This is a genomic window from Allomuricauda sp. TY007, assembly GCF_010468565.1.
Lineage (GTDB): Bacteria > Bacteroidota > Bacteroidia > Flavobacteriales > Flavobacteriaceae > Flagellimonas.
In genome coordinates this window covers 45245-61042 of the sequence record NZ_WUEG01000004.1, presented here as the reverse complement: position 1 = coordinate 61042, position 15798 = coordinate 45245, and the positions used below count along the sequence as shown (strand labels likewise).

The following is a 15798-nucleotide window of genomic DNA, read 5'->3' as shown; positions in this document are numbered from 1 at the left end:
ACGGAAATTAAGCCAATCTCCTTTTTTAATCGATAAACCACCAATTCTATCGACCTGAATATTTTTGGATGGCTTCCTTTATCTTTTCAATACGGTTTTCGGGGTCGGGGTGGGTACTCTGGAACTCGGGAACCCTGTTGGGGCCTGCGGCCGCTTTCAATACTTTCATGACCTCTATCATCTCATTGGGGTCGTACCCGGACGCTATCATAAATAATACGCCGAGTTCATCACTCTCCAATTCGTCGCCCCTACCATTGGTTAAAAGGGTGTTTTGGCCAATGCCTGCAACCAAACCGCCCATATCGCCACCGACCGAGGCACCCGTGGCCAAGGTTTGCCAAAAATTGCTTTCGGCAATACGTTCGGCAGAATGTCTGCCGATCACATGGCCGATCTCATGGCCCAAGACACCGGCAAGTTGTGGTTCGTTGAGTTGGGAGAACAGGGCATAAGTGATAAAAATCTGTCCACCGGGCAGCGCAAAGGCATTGATGGTGCGGTCGTCCGCCAAAAGATGAAATTCGTATTGATAAGGGGTTTCCTTGGCCACACTACTTTGCACCAGTTTGTTGCCCACGGCGTCCACCAAAGCCTGCATACGTTCGTCCGGATAGAGTCCCCCGTGTTGCTGCGCCATTTCCGGGGCAGCTTGCAGACCAATGGCAATCTCCTGTTCCGTGGTCATGTCTATGTTCTGGGTTCTGCCCGTATAGGGATTTTCTTCTTGGTTGCTGCACCTACGAATAAACGCAAAAGCAACAATGGCCAAACCGATCAGGATGCGTATCCTCCAATTTCCTCTTCCGATTCTCATGGGCTAATGTACTGGTAAGTTGAAGATACAAAAAAACCGTTATAGCAGTACAGGGTTTATGTCCAAGATATTGTCCTGAACGTAGGTTCTTATAAAACCAGCGGTAAAATGTTCTTTGCCCAGAAACCTTTCTTGTTGCATCAACTTTAAAATGTTGAGCTTACGGTAGGCCGTTAGCATGGGAATGGATATGGGCGCATAACTGTAATGCCAGGGCTCGTACTTAAACCCTCTTCTTCTTGGGTTGTTGGTGTAGACAAGATAGAACCCGTACTTTGTCGAGTTTTCGTCCAACCAAAGTTTGAGTCCTTCGAAAGGACCGCCCGCCTCAAATTTTTCGGAATCCAGCACATCGCCCGATACTTTGGGGAATCCATCAATAATATCGATGTCGGTGCCCCAATGGTGCCTGCTCGTTCCCGGAATGGTGGAATATTCAATAATCTTGTCAATAGCCTCCAAAGGGGCCATACCTTCTTCGGTATAGCTTAGATATTTGCGTTCCCAAATGCGTTCTTGGTGGTAAAAATCCCTGAAACTGGATACTATTTTAATATCAAAACCATCAGAATAGGCCGCTTTTTTCATTTCTAAAAAGGACTTGTACGCCTCTTCTTTTAGGTTGATGCCCTCGCCAAAGAGTTCAATGTCCGCTTTGCCCATGAGCTCGGCCGTGGAGTAATCCGGACCATAAAAATTGGGTAAAATGGGAGGAATGGTGCAGGCCAGCCCTGATGCAGAAGCAGTTTTAATGAAAGCCCTTCTTTTCATAAAAGAAATTTTTCACCAAGTTAAGAAGTATTTTTAATTGAAAAAGCATTCCCCGATGCCATTGTAGGGGTGTGAAATTGTCTTTCCCATGAAAACGGGAATCCAAATAATTGAGTTTTTGTGTTAAAGTAGAAATGAAAAAGGTGATTGCTATCGGTCCAAGAAAAGGAAACCGGAATATTCCAGTTCCAGATCATCCAAGGTAACCAAGTAAAAATAAACACCTTCGGGCAGACCGGATGCTTGGTTGGTGATCAAGGTTCCTGTGTTTGCAAGGCCGTAAAACTCGTTGGTGTAGTTTATTTTCTCAAAAACCTTTTGTCCGTATCGGTTAAAAATACGCAAACTGTTGTTCGGTGATTCCTCCATGCCGTCAATCACCAAAAAATCGTTGGTGCCATCTCCGTTCGGACTCAAAAAGTAGTTGCCCAAGGTAGGGTTTTCCACGGCAAAGGTATCCGTGGGCAGGGGAATGGTACCAAAGGTAATGGCGGCATAATCGCTGGGCACAAAGGTTTCGGAAGTTACAAACCCCTGCGTAAGGTCGCCACTAATGGCCGAGTTGCCGATGATCACCCATTGGTTGGACGATTTGCTCCATCCCACCACAATAATGGATTCCAAAGTGGCATTGGGAATGGTGCCCAAAGCACTCCTCGTGTTCCATGAAATGGTCACTTGTGCGGGCACATCGCTTTGGAGGATCCAAAATTCGCGATCGGTAACGGTTCCTATGTCCTGTACTTTTTCTTCGGTGTCAAAACTTTCCAAAATAGAGGAGGGAGCGGAGGGGTCCTCAAAAAAATAGGCGCATACGGCCAAAGGGGTGGTGCTTTGTGAGTTTAATGTTAAAGGTCTGAGCTGCTCCGGGTCGCCCACAGGGAAGGAAAATACATCGCGGTTGTTAATGGCGGCAAAGCCCGTTACTTTGGATGCATCGCTTTCTCCGGTGAAAAAACCTTGGTCCATAAAACTGAGGTTCACCGCAGGTATGTTGGTCGGGGTCAGGAAATTGCCATCAATAAAATTGATGTTGTTCCGAACCATGATGGGATTTTGTAAAAACACGTTGCTGTCCATCATAATCTCCGTGTCCCAAAGGGTTGGGGGAATGCTTCCCGAAACAATGATGGCGCGATTGCCATAAAAACCGACCAGTCCATTGGTTTGGTCAAAGTTGGCATCGTTGATAAAATCGGTGTGAAGACCGATGTTGGCATTGTTGTGCACAGCAAAGTTGCCACTGTTGTACAGCCCGCTTTGGGCCACCCCAAAGCTGACCGATAACAAAAATGCTATGTGGAGGAGGGGTTTCAATTGTTAGTTTTGAGATTTTTCCAACAACATGGTTTTAATTTCCTTCATTTCAGCTTTCAATGAATCCAACTCCTTGGATAAATTCTCGTTGTCAGATTGAAGATTCTCGATTTTTTTCTCCTGCTCAATGGTGTGAAGGAAAAGTTCTTCGATTTTTTCAAGTTGAGCCATTGAGGATTCTGTTAAATAATATTTACCTGCAGCTTTAATTTCGTTAGCTGACTTTATGCCTGGTAAATGGTTGTTCTGCCTGATGAATGCTTCTATTTCATCCAAGTTTCTAAATCTGTATTCATTGTTTAAGCTAGAATACCCGTTGAAATATTTTTGGAATACGAAGTCAGGGACATCTAATATGGTTCCATTTGAAATAAAATCACCAGTTGTGGATACATCATTTGTGAAAACAGGGTTTATTTTGCTACCATCGATAGCGGCTCCCGCAGCTATATCAGCATTAACAATTGTTCCGTCAGCAATCTTAGAAGAATTAACCGCTCCGGGTTCAATTACTGTTGCATCGATTGGCCCCGTTACATCGCCAGCTAGGTTTGTTGTCGATATTTCATTGGTCCCACTGATGTTTATTCCTAAGCCTGCTGTGTAGGTAACAATATCAGGGACATCGATTGTGAAGTCAGGGTAAGCTCCTCCTATCGTTACATTTCCATTCCCACCATCGATAAGAGTAACAGTTTGATCAGGAGCATCATTGGTAATAAGAAAATCTTGTCCGATTTGCGAGACAGATAATCCAAGTCCTGTAGTTGTAATATTTTGTATTTCGTTTGTTGGGTCAAAATCTTGATCTCTAACGTCTACAAGCGCCCCCGTTCCTCCTGATATCAAAATTTCTACCGATTCGTTTGGTATTCCATTTCCACCAATACTTAAGTTTTGTTCATCCGTATTAATATATCCACTAAGGTCAATTGGTGTTGGAGTGGGATCTCCACTTAGCGTAAGTATATTGCTGGTAAGCTCTAAATCTTGTTCATCTGTATTGTCCAAATAGCCGGCAAGGTTCACAGGTGATGCAGTTGGGTCGTTGCTGATACTTAGCTGGTCACTTGCCAGGCTGAGGCTTTGTAGTTCATTGGTGTCATTGTTCGTGTACCCGCTGAGATCGACAGGCGTTGCCGTGGGGTCCCCAGTTAGGGTTAGGTTGTCTCCGTTCAGTTCCAAATCCTGTTCGTCAGTATTGTCAAGATATCCGCTAAGGTTAACGGGGGACGCAGTTGGGTCATTGCTGATACTTAGCTGGTCGCTTGCCAGGCTAAGGCTTTGTAGTTCATTGGTGTCATTGTTCGTGTACCCGCTGAGGTCGATAGGCGTTGCCGTGGGGTCCCCAGTTAGGGTTAGGTTGTCTCCGTTCAGTTCCAAATCCTGCTCATCAGTATTGTCAAGGTATCCGCTAAGGTTAACGGGTGATACAGTTGGGTCGTTGCTGATACTTAGCTGGTCGCTTGTCAGGCTTAGGCTTTGGAGTTCGTTCTCGGGGTTAGTATCTAAATCAGCAGCATCTGAGGAGGCAATCGCGCCCTCCAAATATTGCAAATTCACCGCATCCAAAGGAGCTGTTGGGTCAGCCAAATTAATGAGCCTATTTCCATCTAAATCAACATTGTCTTCCGCTGCCCCAAAACCACTCAGTGGAATGTTTCCTTTTTCGAGTTTTTCATTGGTGACATTTCCGTCAAGTATTTTTTCGGTTGTCACGGCATCATCTGCCAATTCAGAAGTATCAATTCCTCCATCTGTAACATCTAAGGTATACGGGTCGTCTTGGGTTCCTAAACCAAATCGTTCTAAAGAACCGTTTGGGGTAGCATCGAAAACCTCATTCCCTACAATACTGTCCAGTTGGGTATTTAAAAGGTCGGAGCGGTTTACAAAGTTCCATGAGCTGCCATTCCACATAAAAAGGTCACCTTCGTTAGTTCCAGATTGCAATTTACCAAAGGTAACGGCTTGATTTACTATGTGTCTGGTGTCAACAACGCTGCCTTGGATCTTATCCCCGTTTACGGCTCCAGTTTCAATATTGGCCCCTGTAATTCGGTTTACTTCAAAATTGTAATTGATGCTTTCATCCGGGTTAGTTGTTTCGGTAATTATAATGGTATTGTCCCTTGCATTGGGGTCGATCTGTCGCAAGGAATCCGCTCGGGTACTGGTTGTAAAAGAGTTGTCCAGCGCTTCGCAGATATTGATCCACTCCGTTCCGTTGTAATAATGCAGGCACTCTTGGTCGGTATTGTACACCACGGCACCTTGCAGCGGGCTAATGTTGTTCATTTGTGCATCGGTTACCCGGGTAATCACCAAAACACGGGAGGTGCTCTGTAGTTCCAAAATAGAGGATGGATCCAGGTTTTGTGGGTTATCACCGATTTTTACCTGCGCGCTCAGCGAGTTGATTACAAGCAGGCCCATGATCAAGTAGACTATTGAAGTTTTCACAGTGTTTGTTATTTGAGGATTTTCCAAACGTAAAAGGCAAAACTAAACTTATGTTTTAATTTTTTTAATAAATACCGTCAAAACACGGAATTCACGGGTGAATGGAATCCACTTTGGCATATTTTTACTATGTGCGATGATGCAGAATTAACAAAAGTTTAGAACCGCTTAATTTTTTATATCATCTTCATAAGTTTTCTTTAACTTGTAATAAACACGTAGAAATGAAAAATGCTTTTTTGATATTGTTCTCTTTGCTTGTGTCCGGCTGGTCCATAGCACAGGATTCGCGCCAAATGCTCAGGGGCAAGGTGCTGTACAGGAGTTCCAATGTCCCTAACGAGAACGTTATCAATTCCACCAGTGGTATAGCTACCATTACCGACGATAACGGAGAGTTTATGATAGCGGTAAAGGAGGGCGATCAGTTGGTGTTTACCGCCGTAAACTATCAATTGGAGGTAGTCACCGTTACCCCCGAAATATTGGCGAACAACCGTTTGGTGGTCGAAGTGGACGAAAAAGTACAAGAACTGGACGAGGTTGTGGTGACCCCCGAAAACCAAGAAAGATTCCTTCAGGTAAAAAATGAGGACTTTAAAGAGTTCAATTATGAGATTGATAGGGGAACCGAGGTGGAAAACATTGCCAATTCCCAAATAACACGGGGTATGAAGCATGGCCTCAATTTTGTAAACATCTTCAAGGCGCTGTTTAAGCCACAGGAGGTCAACGGACAGCAAAGAGCACCGCTTAAGGTGAGCGAAGTGCTCCGACATGTGTACGACGACGAATTTTTTGTAGTGGACCTAAAGTTGCCACAGGACAAAATAGATGCTTTTCTATTGTATTGTGATGATAAAATACCTTCCCAGATACTGCTCCGAAAAGAAAACGAATTTCAGTTGATTGATTTTCTGGTGACCCAAAGCAAGGACTTTTTGGCAACTTTGGAAGAGGAATGAAACGATTTTTTCTTGTTTTGGTTTGTTTTGCTGCCCATCGGGGCTTTTCCCAAGAAACAGATAGCAAAGTGCTACAAGGAAAAGTTACCAGTACCGATAAGGACGTGGTTGGCGTGGTGGTCCAAAACACTTCCACAAAAGACGCCGTTATTACCGATATTGATGGGAATTTTGCCATTAGGGTGCGCTTAAACGATACGCTGGTGTTTTCCGCCGTTCATTTTTTGAAAAAATCCCTGCCCGTTACCGAAACGCTGTACCAATCCAACTTTGTGGAGGTTCCCATGCAGGAATTCGTAAACCAATTAAAAGAAGTAGTGGTGACTCCCTACAATTTAACCGGGGATCTAAGCCGCGATGTGGATAGGGTCACCTTCGAAAAGGCTGTGAGCGCAGAAGCCATGAACTTGCCCAATGCCCATAGGCGTGTGCCGACACAGAGCGAGCGGAAGCTGCAACAGGCCACGGCAGGAAAGTTTAATGTGGGGATGCTATTGAGCCCCCCTTTAGATCCCATTATCAATGCCATAACGGGACGTACCAAAATGTTGAAGAACAGGGTAAAAGTGGATAAGACCTACGCCCAAACGCAACGCGTACAAGGTTTTTATGCGGATTCCCTTTTTTTGACAACGCTTAAAATCCCCATGGATAAAATTGATGATTTCATGTATTTCTGTGAGGTGGACGAAGCTTTTCAGGCGGCGGTGGAATCTCAGGATAAATTAAGGATATGGGATGTAATGATAGAAAAAAGCCGTGCTTACCGCGAAAACAATGATTTGGATTGATTTTTTGGGAGTAGGATGTCGGATGTCGGATGTCGGATGTCGGGTGCCTGGAGCCTGGAGTCTAGAATCTATTTTCTAAAATCTAGAGTCTTACGTCTTATGTCAGTTTATGCAGTCAGCAGTAACCTTGCCTTTGCTGTATGGTCTTGATTCTTGAACTTGATGTTTGAGCTTGAACTTGGGTTTGTCGTTTGAGCTTGATACTTGAGCTTGAACTAGTGACATTGAGCACCTGCCAGAAGACACGAATTTCACGAATCGCCACGAATACCTTTGCTCTTGAACTTGATGTTTGAACTTGAGCTTGGGTTTGTCCGATGTCAGTTCGCAGTAAGCAGTAGGCAGTATGCTGTAACCTTAGCCTTTGTTGTATGTTCTTGAGCTTGATGTTTGAGTTTGAGTTTGAGTTTGAGTTTGAACTTGAACTTGAACTTGAACTTGAAAGTAAATAGTTTGGCAGGTAAATTGCAGAAAGCTTCATAAAACTGTAACATTGTCGCACAATTAAAGTCTAATAACACATGATGAAACTGAAAAAAGCAAGAATGATGGTATTACCTTTGGTAATGTTATTGTTCTTGTCTTTCTCATCCGCCCATAAATTCTACGTAAGCGTTACCAATATAGCCTACTCAGAGGAGGATAGCGCTTTCCAGATCACCAGTCGGATATTTATAGATGACCTCGACAAACTCCTTAAGGAACGCTATGGCATCGAGGCCAAGCTGGCTACCCCGAACGAGTCCAAGGTCGCCGATGAATATATCGAAAAATATTTCCGATCAAAGTTTGTAGTGGAGTTCGATGGAGAGCCCGTTCTCTATAATTTTTTGGGCAAACGGTATGATAACGATGTGGTCATCTGTTATTTGGAAATTACCAATGTTGATTTATCCAACGTAAAAACCATGTCCGTGCAGAACGAGCTGCTTACGGATTTGTTCGACGAACAGAAAAACGTGGTCCATGTGAAGTGGAAAAACAACAAAAAAAGCTTTGTACTCATCAGGGAGAAGAATAAAGGAATGTTAAACTTATGACGTATTCTTAACAATTGGTTAAAATATGTTATTTTTCACAGCTATAAAATCAGATAGAAAATGAACAGATTCAAGTATTGCTTAGCTTCCGTATTGTTCCTTTTTGGAGCCGTGGTCATGGCGCAAGAAGAGGGAGACGTTAAAGAAGAGCGGGAGCCCGGACATTACAACCAAAGTAAATTTAAACAATTGTACGAGGAGTTTTCAACTCCAAACACATACCGGTCCGCTTCAGGTGCGCCCGGTCCCGATTATTATCAGCAACAGGCGGATTATGTAATGGACATTCACCTAGATGATAAAAATGCAAAGATCAGCGGTGAGGAGACCATTACGTACCATAACAATTCCCCGGACGATTTGGAATTTCTTTGGGTACAATTAGATCAAAATGTACGTGCCAAAGATTCAAAATCACCCTTGCGCGATGGTAACGGCGTGAACATTGCCTATACGGCGGACAATTTCGCGCAAACCTACATCAGCGAGCCATTCGATGGTGGTTTTAATATTGAGTCGGTTACCGATGATAGCGGAAAACCGTTGTCCTATACCATCAACCAGACCATGATGCGTATCAATATTCCAGAAGCACTTAAAAGTGGGGAAAAGATTTCTTTCTCCATTAAATGGTGGTACAATATTCCTGATCATACCGTAAACAGGGCACGCTCAGGATATGAGTATTTTCCAAAAGATGGAAACCGTGCCTACGTAATTGCACAATTCTTCCCAAGAATGGCTGTTTACAGTGATGTGGAAGGATGGCAAAACCATCAGTTCTGGGGTAGCGGAGAGTTCGCACTGCCATTTGGTAATTATGATGTGAGCATTACCGTTCCTGCAGACCATATTTTGGATGCTACTGGTGAGCTTCAAAACCGTGATGAGGTTTTTTCCAAAGAAATGATGAAGCGCTACAAGCAGGCCAAAAAATCGTACGACAAGCCAGTACTTATTGTAACCCAAGAAGAAGCGGAAGCTGCCGAAAAAGGTTTCGCTACCGATACCAAAACTTGGAAGTTCAAGGCAACCAATGTTAGGGATTACGCTTTTGCAACATCCAGAAAGTTTATCTGGGACATGCAAGCCGTTAAAATTGGAAGCAAAGATGTAATGGCCGTATCCATGTATCCTAAAGAAGGTAACCCACTTTGGGAAGAGCAATCTACCAAAGCGGTTGCACAAACCTTAAAAACATACTCAAAACACACATTTGATTACCCGTACCACAAAGCCATCTCCGTACATGCCAAAAACCAAGGAATGGAATACCCGATGATCTGCTGGAACTACGGACGTCCAAACGAGGATGGCACGTATTCCGATAGGGTTAAATACGGAATGATCAGTGTGATCATCCATGAAGTTGGTCACAACTTCTTCCCAATGATCGTAAACTCCGATGAGCGTCAGTGGGGATGGATGGACGAAGGTTTGGATACCTTTATGCAATATCTGGCCGAGCAAGAGTTTGGAAAGAACAACCCAGAAGTTATCGCTCCTAACGAAAAATACCCATCAAGAAGAGGGGAAGCCGCTAAAATAGTTCCTTACATGGCAGGTGATCAAAGTTATATTTCACCCATCATGTCAAATCCGGAAAACGTGTATCAACTAGGTCCAAATGCCTATGGCAAACCAGCAACTGCTCTAAACATTCTTAGGGAAACTGTAATGGGTGAGGAATTGTTCGATCATGCATTCAAAACCTACGCACAACGTTGGATGTTCAAGCACCCGACCCCAGAAGATTTCTTCCGTACCATGGAAGATGCTTCCGCAGTGGATTTGGATTGGTATTGGAGAGGATGGTTCTACACCACTGACTATGTTGACATAGGCGTAAAGGGCGTTAAAAAATACTACGTGTCCAACAAGCCCACCAAGGAAATGGAAAAATACATGGCCGACAGGAACCTTACCGAAGCCGACCTTCCACCATTGGTATACTTGGCCGAAGAGGACAGCGAGGATTTTTCTCCAGAGCTAAAAGGAAAATCCCCGACCGAGACTTCCCAGAACCTTAAGGAATTTATGATGGACAACATGACCGAGGCCGAAAGAGCCCAGGTTAAAGAGCCAAAGTATTTTTATGAAATCACTTTTGATAAGCCAGGAGGTATTCCCATGCCTTTGATCGTGGAGTACACTTACGCGGATGGTACCACGGAGAATGTTACTTATCCTCCAGAAATTTGGAGAAAGAACGATGCCGAGGTAAAAAGAGTGATGGCTACCGAGAAAGAATTGGTGGGAATTGTAGTAGATCCAAAATTGGAAACCGCGGATATTGATACCACTAATAACGCTTGGCCCAAGAAAGAGGAAAAATCGGACTTTGATAAGTTCAAGGAAAACATCAAAGGAGACCAATAGTATTAAAAACTATGTTAAGAGCCTCGTTATTTAACGGGGCTTTTTTTATTTTGAAACCAAGTTCTGATTATATTTGTGGCATGCAATTTCTATTCATTAGCGGAGCTGAGATTTTTTTCATCCTATTCATCGTGGTGATGGTATTTGGAGCGGACAAGATTCCTGGCATAGCCAAGGGGCTCGGTAAAGGAATGCGTCAACTCAAAGACGCCACGGACGATATTAAGCGTGAAATCCAAAAGACCACTGATGTGGACACGGACTTCACCAAAAATATCCGTAAGGAAATCGATGATGTGAAAAAGAACGTGAACGAAGTTTCCGGCTCCATCAAACGAGACCTCAACAAGAAATAGATTCCTATGTTGGATAAATTGCTCAGATGGGATAGGGACGCTTTTGTTTATCTCAATGGTCTGGGCATAGAGAGGTACGATATGTTTTGGTCCACCGTGACCAATATCACTACTTGGATTCCCCTTTTTATCCTCTTTCTAGTATTGTTTTTCCTGAAATTTTCTAAAAGGGAAGCTTTTTACAAATTTTTGACGGTTGTGGGTCTGGCAATTTTTATTGCCCTCATCACACATTGGACCAAAATTTCGGTGGCTAGGTTAAGACCGAATAATGTGGAAGAAATCAATACCCTGATACGTATTTTAAAAACCCCAACAGACTATAGTTTTTTCTCGGGCCATGCCTCCAGCTCGTTTTCCATAACCATGTTGGTGTTCCTTTTTCTTCGGCAAAAAGTGAAATGGGCCATACTCTTTTTTATTTGGCCCATATTGTTTGCCATGAGCCGAATTTATGTGGGGGTACATTTCCCTATCGACATTCTAGTGGGTATGGTGGTAGGTTTACTGTCCGGATGGCTCTTTTATTGGCTGTACCAACGTTTTATAGCACCCTACTCAATGTCAGTCCATCCCTAATTGGAAGTAAAACGGTTTCCACTCTCGGGTCATTTTTTAATTTTTGATTGTATTCCAATAGTGCGGCAGTAGCCTTGTCCGATTTCTGTATGGGTTCGACCACCTTTCCGGACCAGAGTACATTGTCCGATAGAATCACACTGCCCGGATTTGTTTTTTTGATCGCCGCCTCAAAATAAGCATCGTAGTTCACCTTTTGGGCATCAATAAAAACAAGGTCAAAAGAGGGTTCCAATGTTGGAATAACCTCTAATGCATCCCCAATATGTTGTTTAATTTGAGGGCCGAACCCACTTCTGTCAAAATACTTCCGCTGCATTTCATAAAGTTCCTCGTTTACCTCAATGGTGTGCAATTCCCCCTCTTTTTGAAGCCCCTCTGCCAAACACAAAGCCGAATATCCCGTATAAGTGCCTATCTCCAAGATATATTTGGGATTGATGATTTTGGACAACATACTCAAAACCCGACCCTGAAAATGCCCTGTAATCATTCTAGGTTGAATCACTTTTAAATGGGTTTCACGGGTAAGTTCCTGCAACAATTCAGGTTCGTCCTCCGAACTGTTGGCAATGTAACTCTCCAATATGGGTGAAAGGAAATGCATGAGATATTTTTCGCAAAAATATAGAAAAGAACTACATTGGAATATTTCTAAAAGCAAAAGCATTCCATGACGTTACCAAAGGTAAACATACGCACAGCAACCTTGGACGACCTCCCCTTGTTGTTGAGTTTTGAGCAAGAAATCATTAAGGCCGAACGTCCGTTCGATGTAACCATCAAAAATGGTCCCATAAGTTATTACGATATTGGTGAGATGATTCAAGACCCTAAGGCCCATGTGATTGTTGCTGAGGTCGGTGGTAAAATTGTGGCCTCGGGCTATGCCATTCCCAAAAAGGCAAGACATTATTTAGATCATGAATTTTACGCCTATCTGGGTTTTATGTACACCGATGAAGATTTTAGGGGACAAGGAATCAATGCCGTGATTGTGGAAGAACTCAAGAATTGGTCACACAATCAAGGTTTTAAAGAAATTAGATTGACAGTCTACAACGAAAACCAACCGGCCATTAAAGCGTATGAAAAAGTAGGGTTTAAAAAGCACATCATCGAAATGCGATTGGAGTAATTTCTTTTCCTAAGATTACTTTCACAAATCGTATTTTTGAAGCAAACCAAAATAAGAATGACGTTCCAAAATACGCTTGAATTTGCAAAAAAGCTCGATGCTTCCGACACCCTTGCTGCCTATAGAAACGAATTTCACTATCCGCAAGTAAACGGAAAGGACGTAATTTATTTTACCGGGAATTCCCTTGGACTACAACCCAAACGCACCCAAAAATTTGTGGATGAGGTTATGAAAGATTGGCGGGAACTGGCCGTGGAGGGGCATTTTTATGCAGATAAACCTTGGTGGGATTATCACGAAAGACTGGCCGAAGGTTTGGGCAAGGTTGTAGGGGCAAAACCCAAGGAAGTTTCGGTGATGAACACGCTTACCGTCAATCTTCATTTGTTGATGGTGTCCTTTTATAGACCTACCGAAAAGCGATTCAAGATTATATGCGAGGAAAAAGCATTTCCATCTGACCAATATATGCTGCAAAGCCAGGTCCGTTTTCATGGATTGGACCCCAAAGATGCCATAGTTGAATTAAAAAAGAGGGACGGGGAACATGCATGGCGCACGGAAGATATCATTAAAAAAATCAACGAAGTAGGGGATGAACTGGCCTTGGTATTGATGGGCGGTGTCAATTACTACAATGGCCAAGTGTTGGATATGCAAACCATTACTAAAGCAGGAAAAGACGTAGGTGCTTTTGTAGGCTGGGATTTGGCCCACGGAGTTGGAAACATCAAACTTAGTCTTCATGACTGGGGCGCTGATTTCGCTGCGTGGTGCAGTTACAAATACATGAACAGTGGTCCCGGGAACGCATCGGGGATTTTTGTGCATGAAAGACATTTGGGAAAAGAAGAAATTCCTCGTTTTGAAGGCTGGTGGGGCACCAAAAAGGAGACCCGCTTTTTAATGCAACCTGAGTTTGACCCCATTGAAAGTGCCGATGCATGGCAATTGAGCAATCCGCCCATATTATCCATCGCACCTTATTTGGCATCCTTGGAGATATTTGATGAAGTTGGGATGGATGCCCTTGTTAAAAAGCAAAAGACCATTGTGGCCTTTTTGGAGTTTGTACTTCATGAGATTGACAAGGAAGTGGACAGCACCTTTGAAATAATTACCCCAGAGGCCAGAGGATGTCAACTTTCCGTGTTTTTACACGGTGAGGGTAAGGCAATTTTCGACTATTTAATGAAACAAGGGGTGATAACCGATTGGAGGGAACCCAATGTTATCCGATTGGCCCCTGCGCCCCTATATTGTTCGTATGAGGATATGTACCGTTTTGGACAGATTTTGAAAGCGGGCATACAGGACAAATAACCAATTAAATTAACCAACCAAACTCTACCAGCGTATGAAATCCCTATGGCTTATTTTATCCAAACCTAGATATTTTGGTGTGGCATGGGTGTTTACCAGTATCAATGTTTGGTTTGGTACTTGGGCCATTTATATCCCCACAGTAAAGGAAAAACTGGATATAGATAAGGCCGATTTGGGTATAGCCTTATTTTGTTTGTCCCTTGGGGTTTTTACCATTTTTCCGGTAGCTTCAAAGATTATCAATAAACTCGGGGTTGGCAGGGCATCTTGGTATGGGGTGCTATTTGCTTCCGTAACGGCCATGCTGCCGCTTATGGCACCCAATTATTATTTGTTGATGGCAGGCCTCTACCTTTTTGGGGCCAGCAACGGTTTTATCGATATTGCCATAAACACCTTGGTCACCGAAATTGAAAAGGAGGACAAACAAAATTTTATGTCCGCAGCCCACGGTTTTTTTAGTCTGGGGGGTATTTTGGTGGGACTGGGCAGCTTCTTGATTCCCGTGATTGGAAACCCTGTACTGCACATGGGTATCACCGTGGTTTTGGTGTTTGCCATCAATTTTTTTCTAAAAAAGCATTATGTCCATATAGTGGCCGCACCTGTGGAAAAGGAACCTTTTAGTCTAAAACTATTTAAACCTTTATTGCTTTTGGGCATTATCGGCTTTGTTTCCTTTGGAAGTGAAGGTGCAATAATCGACTGGAGTGCGCTCTACCTTAAAGAAATGACCACGGCGCCCGAACTGCTCATTGGGGCGGGGTTCTTGGCGTTTTCTACTACGATGACGTTGGGACGGTTTCTTGGTGATGGAATCAGCGCTAAAATTGGTCCTATAAAAATAGTGGGGCTGGGTGCTTTTATCGCTGCCATTGGTTTTGTTCTGGTGCTAACACAAAACACTACTTGGTCCATTATTGGCTTTGCTTTTAATGGATTGGGATTCTCGGTAATTGTTCCTGAATTGTTTAGGATTGGTGGTAATGTAAAGGGGGTGGATTCCTCCCAAGGGGTGGCTTTTATCGCAGGGTCGGGATATATAGGTTTTTTGTTGGGGCCAGTAATTCTTGGGTTTATCGCGGAAAGTGCTTCCTTAAACTATAGTTTTGTCCTGTTGTTGTGCATGGCCCTTATGGTTTTGGGGATTACTTTTTTCTTGAATGGGAGGGGTAGATGAGATGTTTTTGATCATTATAGTTGTAGCGGTCTCGCTGTAGACGTTGTTGGTTACTGTCAGTTATAGATTTTCACTAAAAATAACAATAACAGCAATTAAATTTCTTAGCGAATGTACCGCTGAGGTCATCCAAAAACCTGATTCCTTCCTTTTTTGAAAAATGATATAAGTTTCACCTAATAGAAATCCCATCGGTAGCATAATAATACTATACCAAATACTATATCCGAAATGTCCTAATGAAAATATAATGGCCGAAATAAAGAGTGCAACAACCCTAAATTTTTCACCTAAAATTTTTTGAATCAATTTTATTGGTAGTAATTGACCAATAAAGGTTTCTATAAGTGGAGCAAGTATTACAGCTACAAGAAATAATCTCCATATTGAATATTTAGAAATGTCAATCCCTCCAATTTCGTCTTCGGAGATGTCGAAATATATTAGGAAAAAGAATATTGGAATTAATAATAAAAAATTTAGAATAAGTGTGGTGAAAATAAAACCTGTAGGTTTCATGGTACTCCATTTCGAATATAACTTTGCGAATAAAATCACTAATAGATATTTAGCTTGTTTCTACACGTTTGAAGGGAAGCAAACCACCTCGTTTTATTTAAGTTAGAGAATCTCGAAAATGTCTTTTTTTGAGCTTTCTCGGTCAAAACAAACA

Annotated in this window: 15 protein-coding genes; 9 read left to right on the top strand and 6 right to left on the bottom strand. The window is 42.9% G+C overall.

The window, feature by feature from the left end; translation table 11 throughout:
- Nucleotides 1–46: 46 nt before the first annotated feature.
- The 4 genes from GO009_RS05105 to GO009_RS05090 form a co-directional block, all read right to left on the bottom strand.
- A complete protein-coding gene (locus GO009_RS05105) occupies nt 47–811 on the bottom strand; it encodes a M48 family metalloprotease (RefSeq protein WP_313790205.1) in 765 nt (254 codons plus the stop codon).
- Between the two features lie 45 nt (nt 812–856).
- Nucleotides 857–1588: a M15 family metallopeptidase gene (locus GO009_RS05100; RefSeq protein ID WP_163625143.1), complete on the bottom strand. Its 732-nt coding sequence runs from the start codon at nt 1586–1588 to the stop codon at nt 857–859.
- Nucleotides 1589–1738: 150 nt separating this feature from the next.
- Nucleotides 1739–2905, bottom strand: coding sequence for a gliding motility-associated C-terminal domain-containing protein (locus tag GO009_RS05095; protein WP_163625142.1), 1167 nt, complete (start codon nt 2903–2905; stop codon nt 1739–1741).
- A gap of 3 nt (nt 2906–2908) precedes the next feature.
- Nucleotides 2909–5368 carry a bZIP transcription factor gene (locus GO009_RS05090; protein WP_163625141.1) on the bottom strand — a complete coding sequence of 820 codons (2460 nt, stop codon included), beginning with the start codon at nt 5366–5368 and terminating at the stop codon, nt 2909–2911.
- A 224-nt stretch (nt 5369–5592) separates the two neighbouring features.
- On the opposite strand from GO009_RS05090, the gene GO009_RS05085 reads away from it, so the two are divergent.
- The 6 genes from GO009_RS05085 (at nt 5593) to GO009_RS05060 (ending at nt 11478) form a co-directional block, all read left to right on the top strand.
- Entirely contained in the window at nt 5593–6333 is a 741-nt protein-coding gene (locus GO009_RS05085) for a carboxypeptidase-like regulatory domain-containing protein (RefSeq protein ID WP_163625140.1), read from the top strand.
- Nucleotides 6330–7124, top strand: coding sequence for a carboxypeptidase-like regulatory domain-containing protein (locus GO009_RS05080; protein ID WP_163625139.1), 795 nt, complete (start codon nt 6330–6332; stop codon nt 7122–7124). Before GO009_RS05085 ends, GO009_RS05080 begins: the two co-directional genes overlap by 4 nt.
- A 521-nt stretch (nt 7125–7645) precedes the next feature.
- Nucleotides 7646–8164: a DUF6702 family protein gene (locus tag GO009_RS05075; protein ID WP_163625138.1), complete on the top strand. Its 519-nt coding sequence runs from the start codon at nt 7646–7648 to the stop codon at nt 8162–8164.
- Nucleotides 8165–8224: 60 nt separating this feature from the next.
- Nucleotides 8225–10543: a M1 family metallopeptidase gene (locus GO009_RS05070; protein WP_163625137.1), complete on the top strand. Its 2319-nt coding sequence runs from the start codon at nt 8225–8227 to the stop codon at nt 10541–10543.
- 80 nt (nt 10544–10623) lie between these two features.
- Nucleotides 10624–10899 (top strand): twin-arginine translocase TatA/TatE family subunit, encoded by a 276-nt coding sequence (locus GO009_RS05065; RefSeq protein WP_041801460.1) that lies wholly within the window; start codon nt 10624–10626, stop codon nt 10897–10899.
- A 6-nt stretch (nt 10900–10905) separates the two neighbouring features.
- Entirely contained in the window at nt 10906–11478 is a 573-nt protein-coding gene (locus GO009_RS05060; protein WP_163625136.1) for a phosphatase PAP2 family protein, read from the top strand.
- On the opposite strand, the gene GO009_RS05055 is transcribed toward GO009_RS05060, so the two are convergent.
- Complete coding sequence (locus GO009_RS05055; RefSeq protein WP_163625135.1) at nt 11444–12085, bottom strand: O-methyltransferase; 642 nt, start codon at nt 12083–12085, stop codon at nt 11444–11446. The genes GO009_RS05060 and GO009_RS05055 overlap by 35 nt on opposite strands.
- Nucleotides 12086–12151: 66 nt before the next feature.
- Here GO009_RS05055 and GO009_RS05050 point away from each other — a divergent pair, with 66 nt between their 5' ends.
- The 3 genes from GO009_RS05050 to GO009_RS05040 are packed head-to-tail and all read left to right on the top strand — an operon-like array spanning nt 12152 to nt 15125.
- Nucleotides 12152–12616: a GNAT family N-acetyltransferase gene (locus GO009_RS05050; RefSeq protein WP_163625134.1), complete on the top strand. Its 465-nt coding sequence runs from the start codon at nt 12152–12154 to the stop codon at nt 12614–12616.
- 57 nt (nt 12617–12673) lie between these two features.
- On the top strand, nt 12674–13942 hold the full coding sequence (gene kynU / locus GO009_RS05045; protein ID WP_163625133.1) for a kynureninase: 1269 nt from the start codon (nt 12674–12676) through the stop codon (nt 13940–13942).
- A gap of 34 nt (nt 13943–13976) precedes the next feature.
- Complete coding sequence (locus GO009_RS05040; RefSeq protein WP_163625132.1) at nt 13977–15125, top strand: MFS transporter; 1149 nt, start codon at nt 13977–13979, stop codon at nt 15123–15125.
- A gap of 60 nt (nt 15126–15185) precedes the next feature.
- Here the strand turns inward: GO009_RS05040 and GO009_RS05035 are convergent, their stop codons facing one another.
- Nucleotides 15186–15644: a CPBP family glutamic-type intramembrane protease gene (locus GO009_RS05035; protein ID WP_163625131.1), complete on the bottom strand. Its 459-nt coding sequence runs from the start codon at nt 15642–15644 to the stop codon at nt 15186–15188.
- Between the last annotated feature and the right edge of the window lie 154 nt (nt 15645–15798).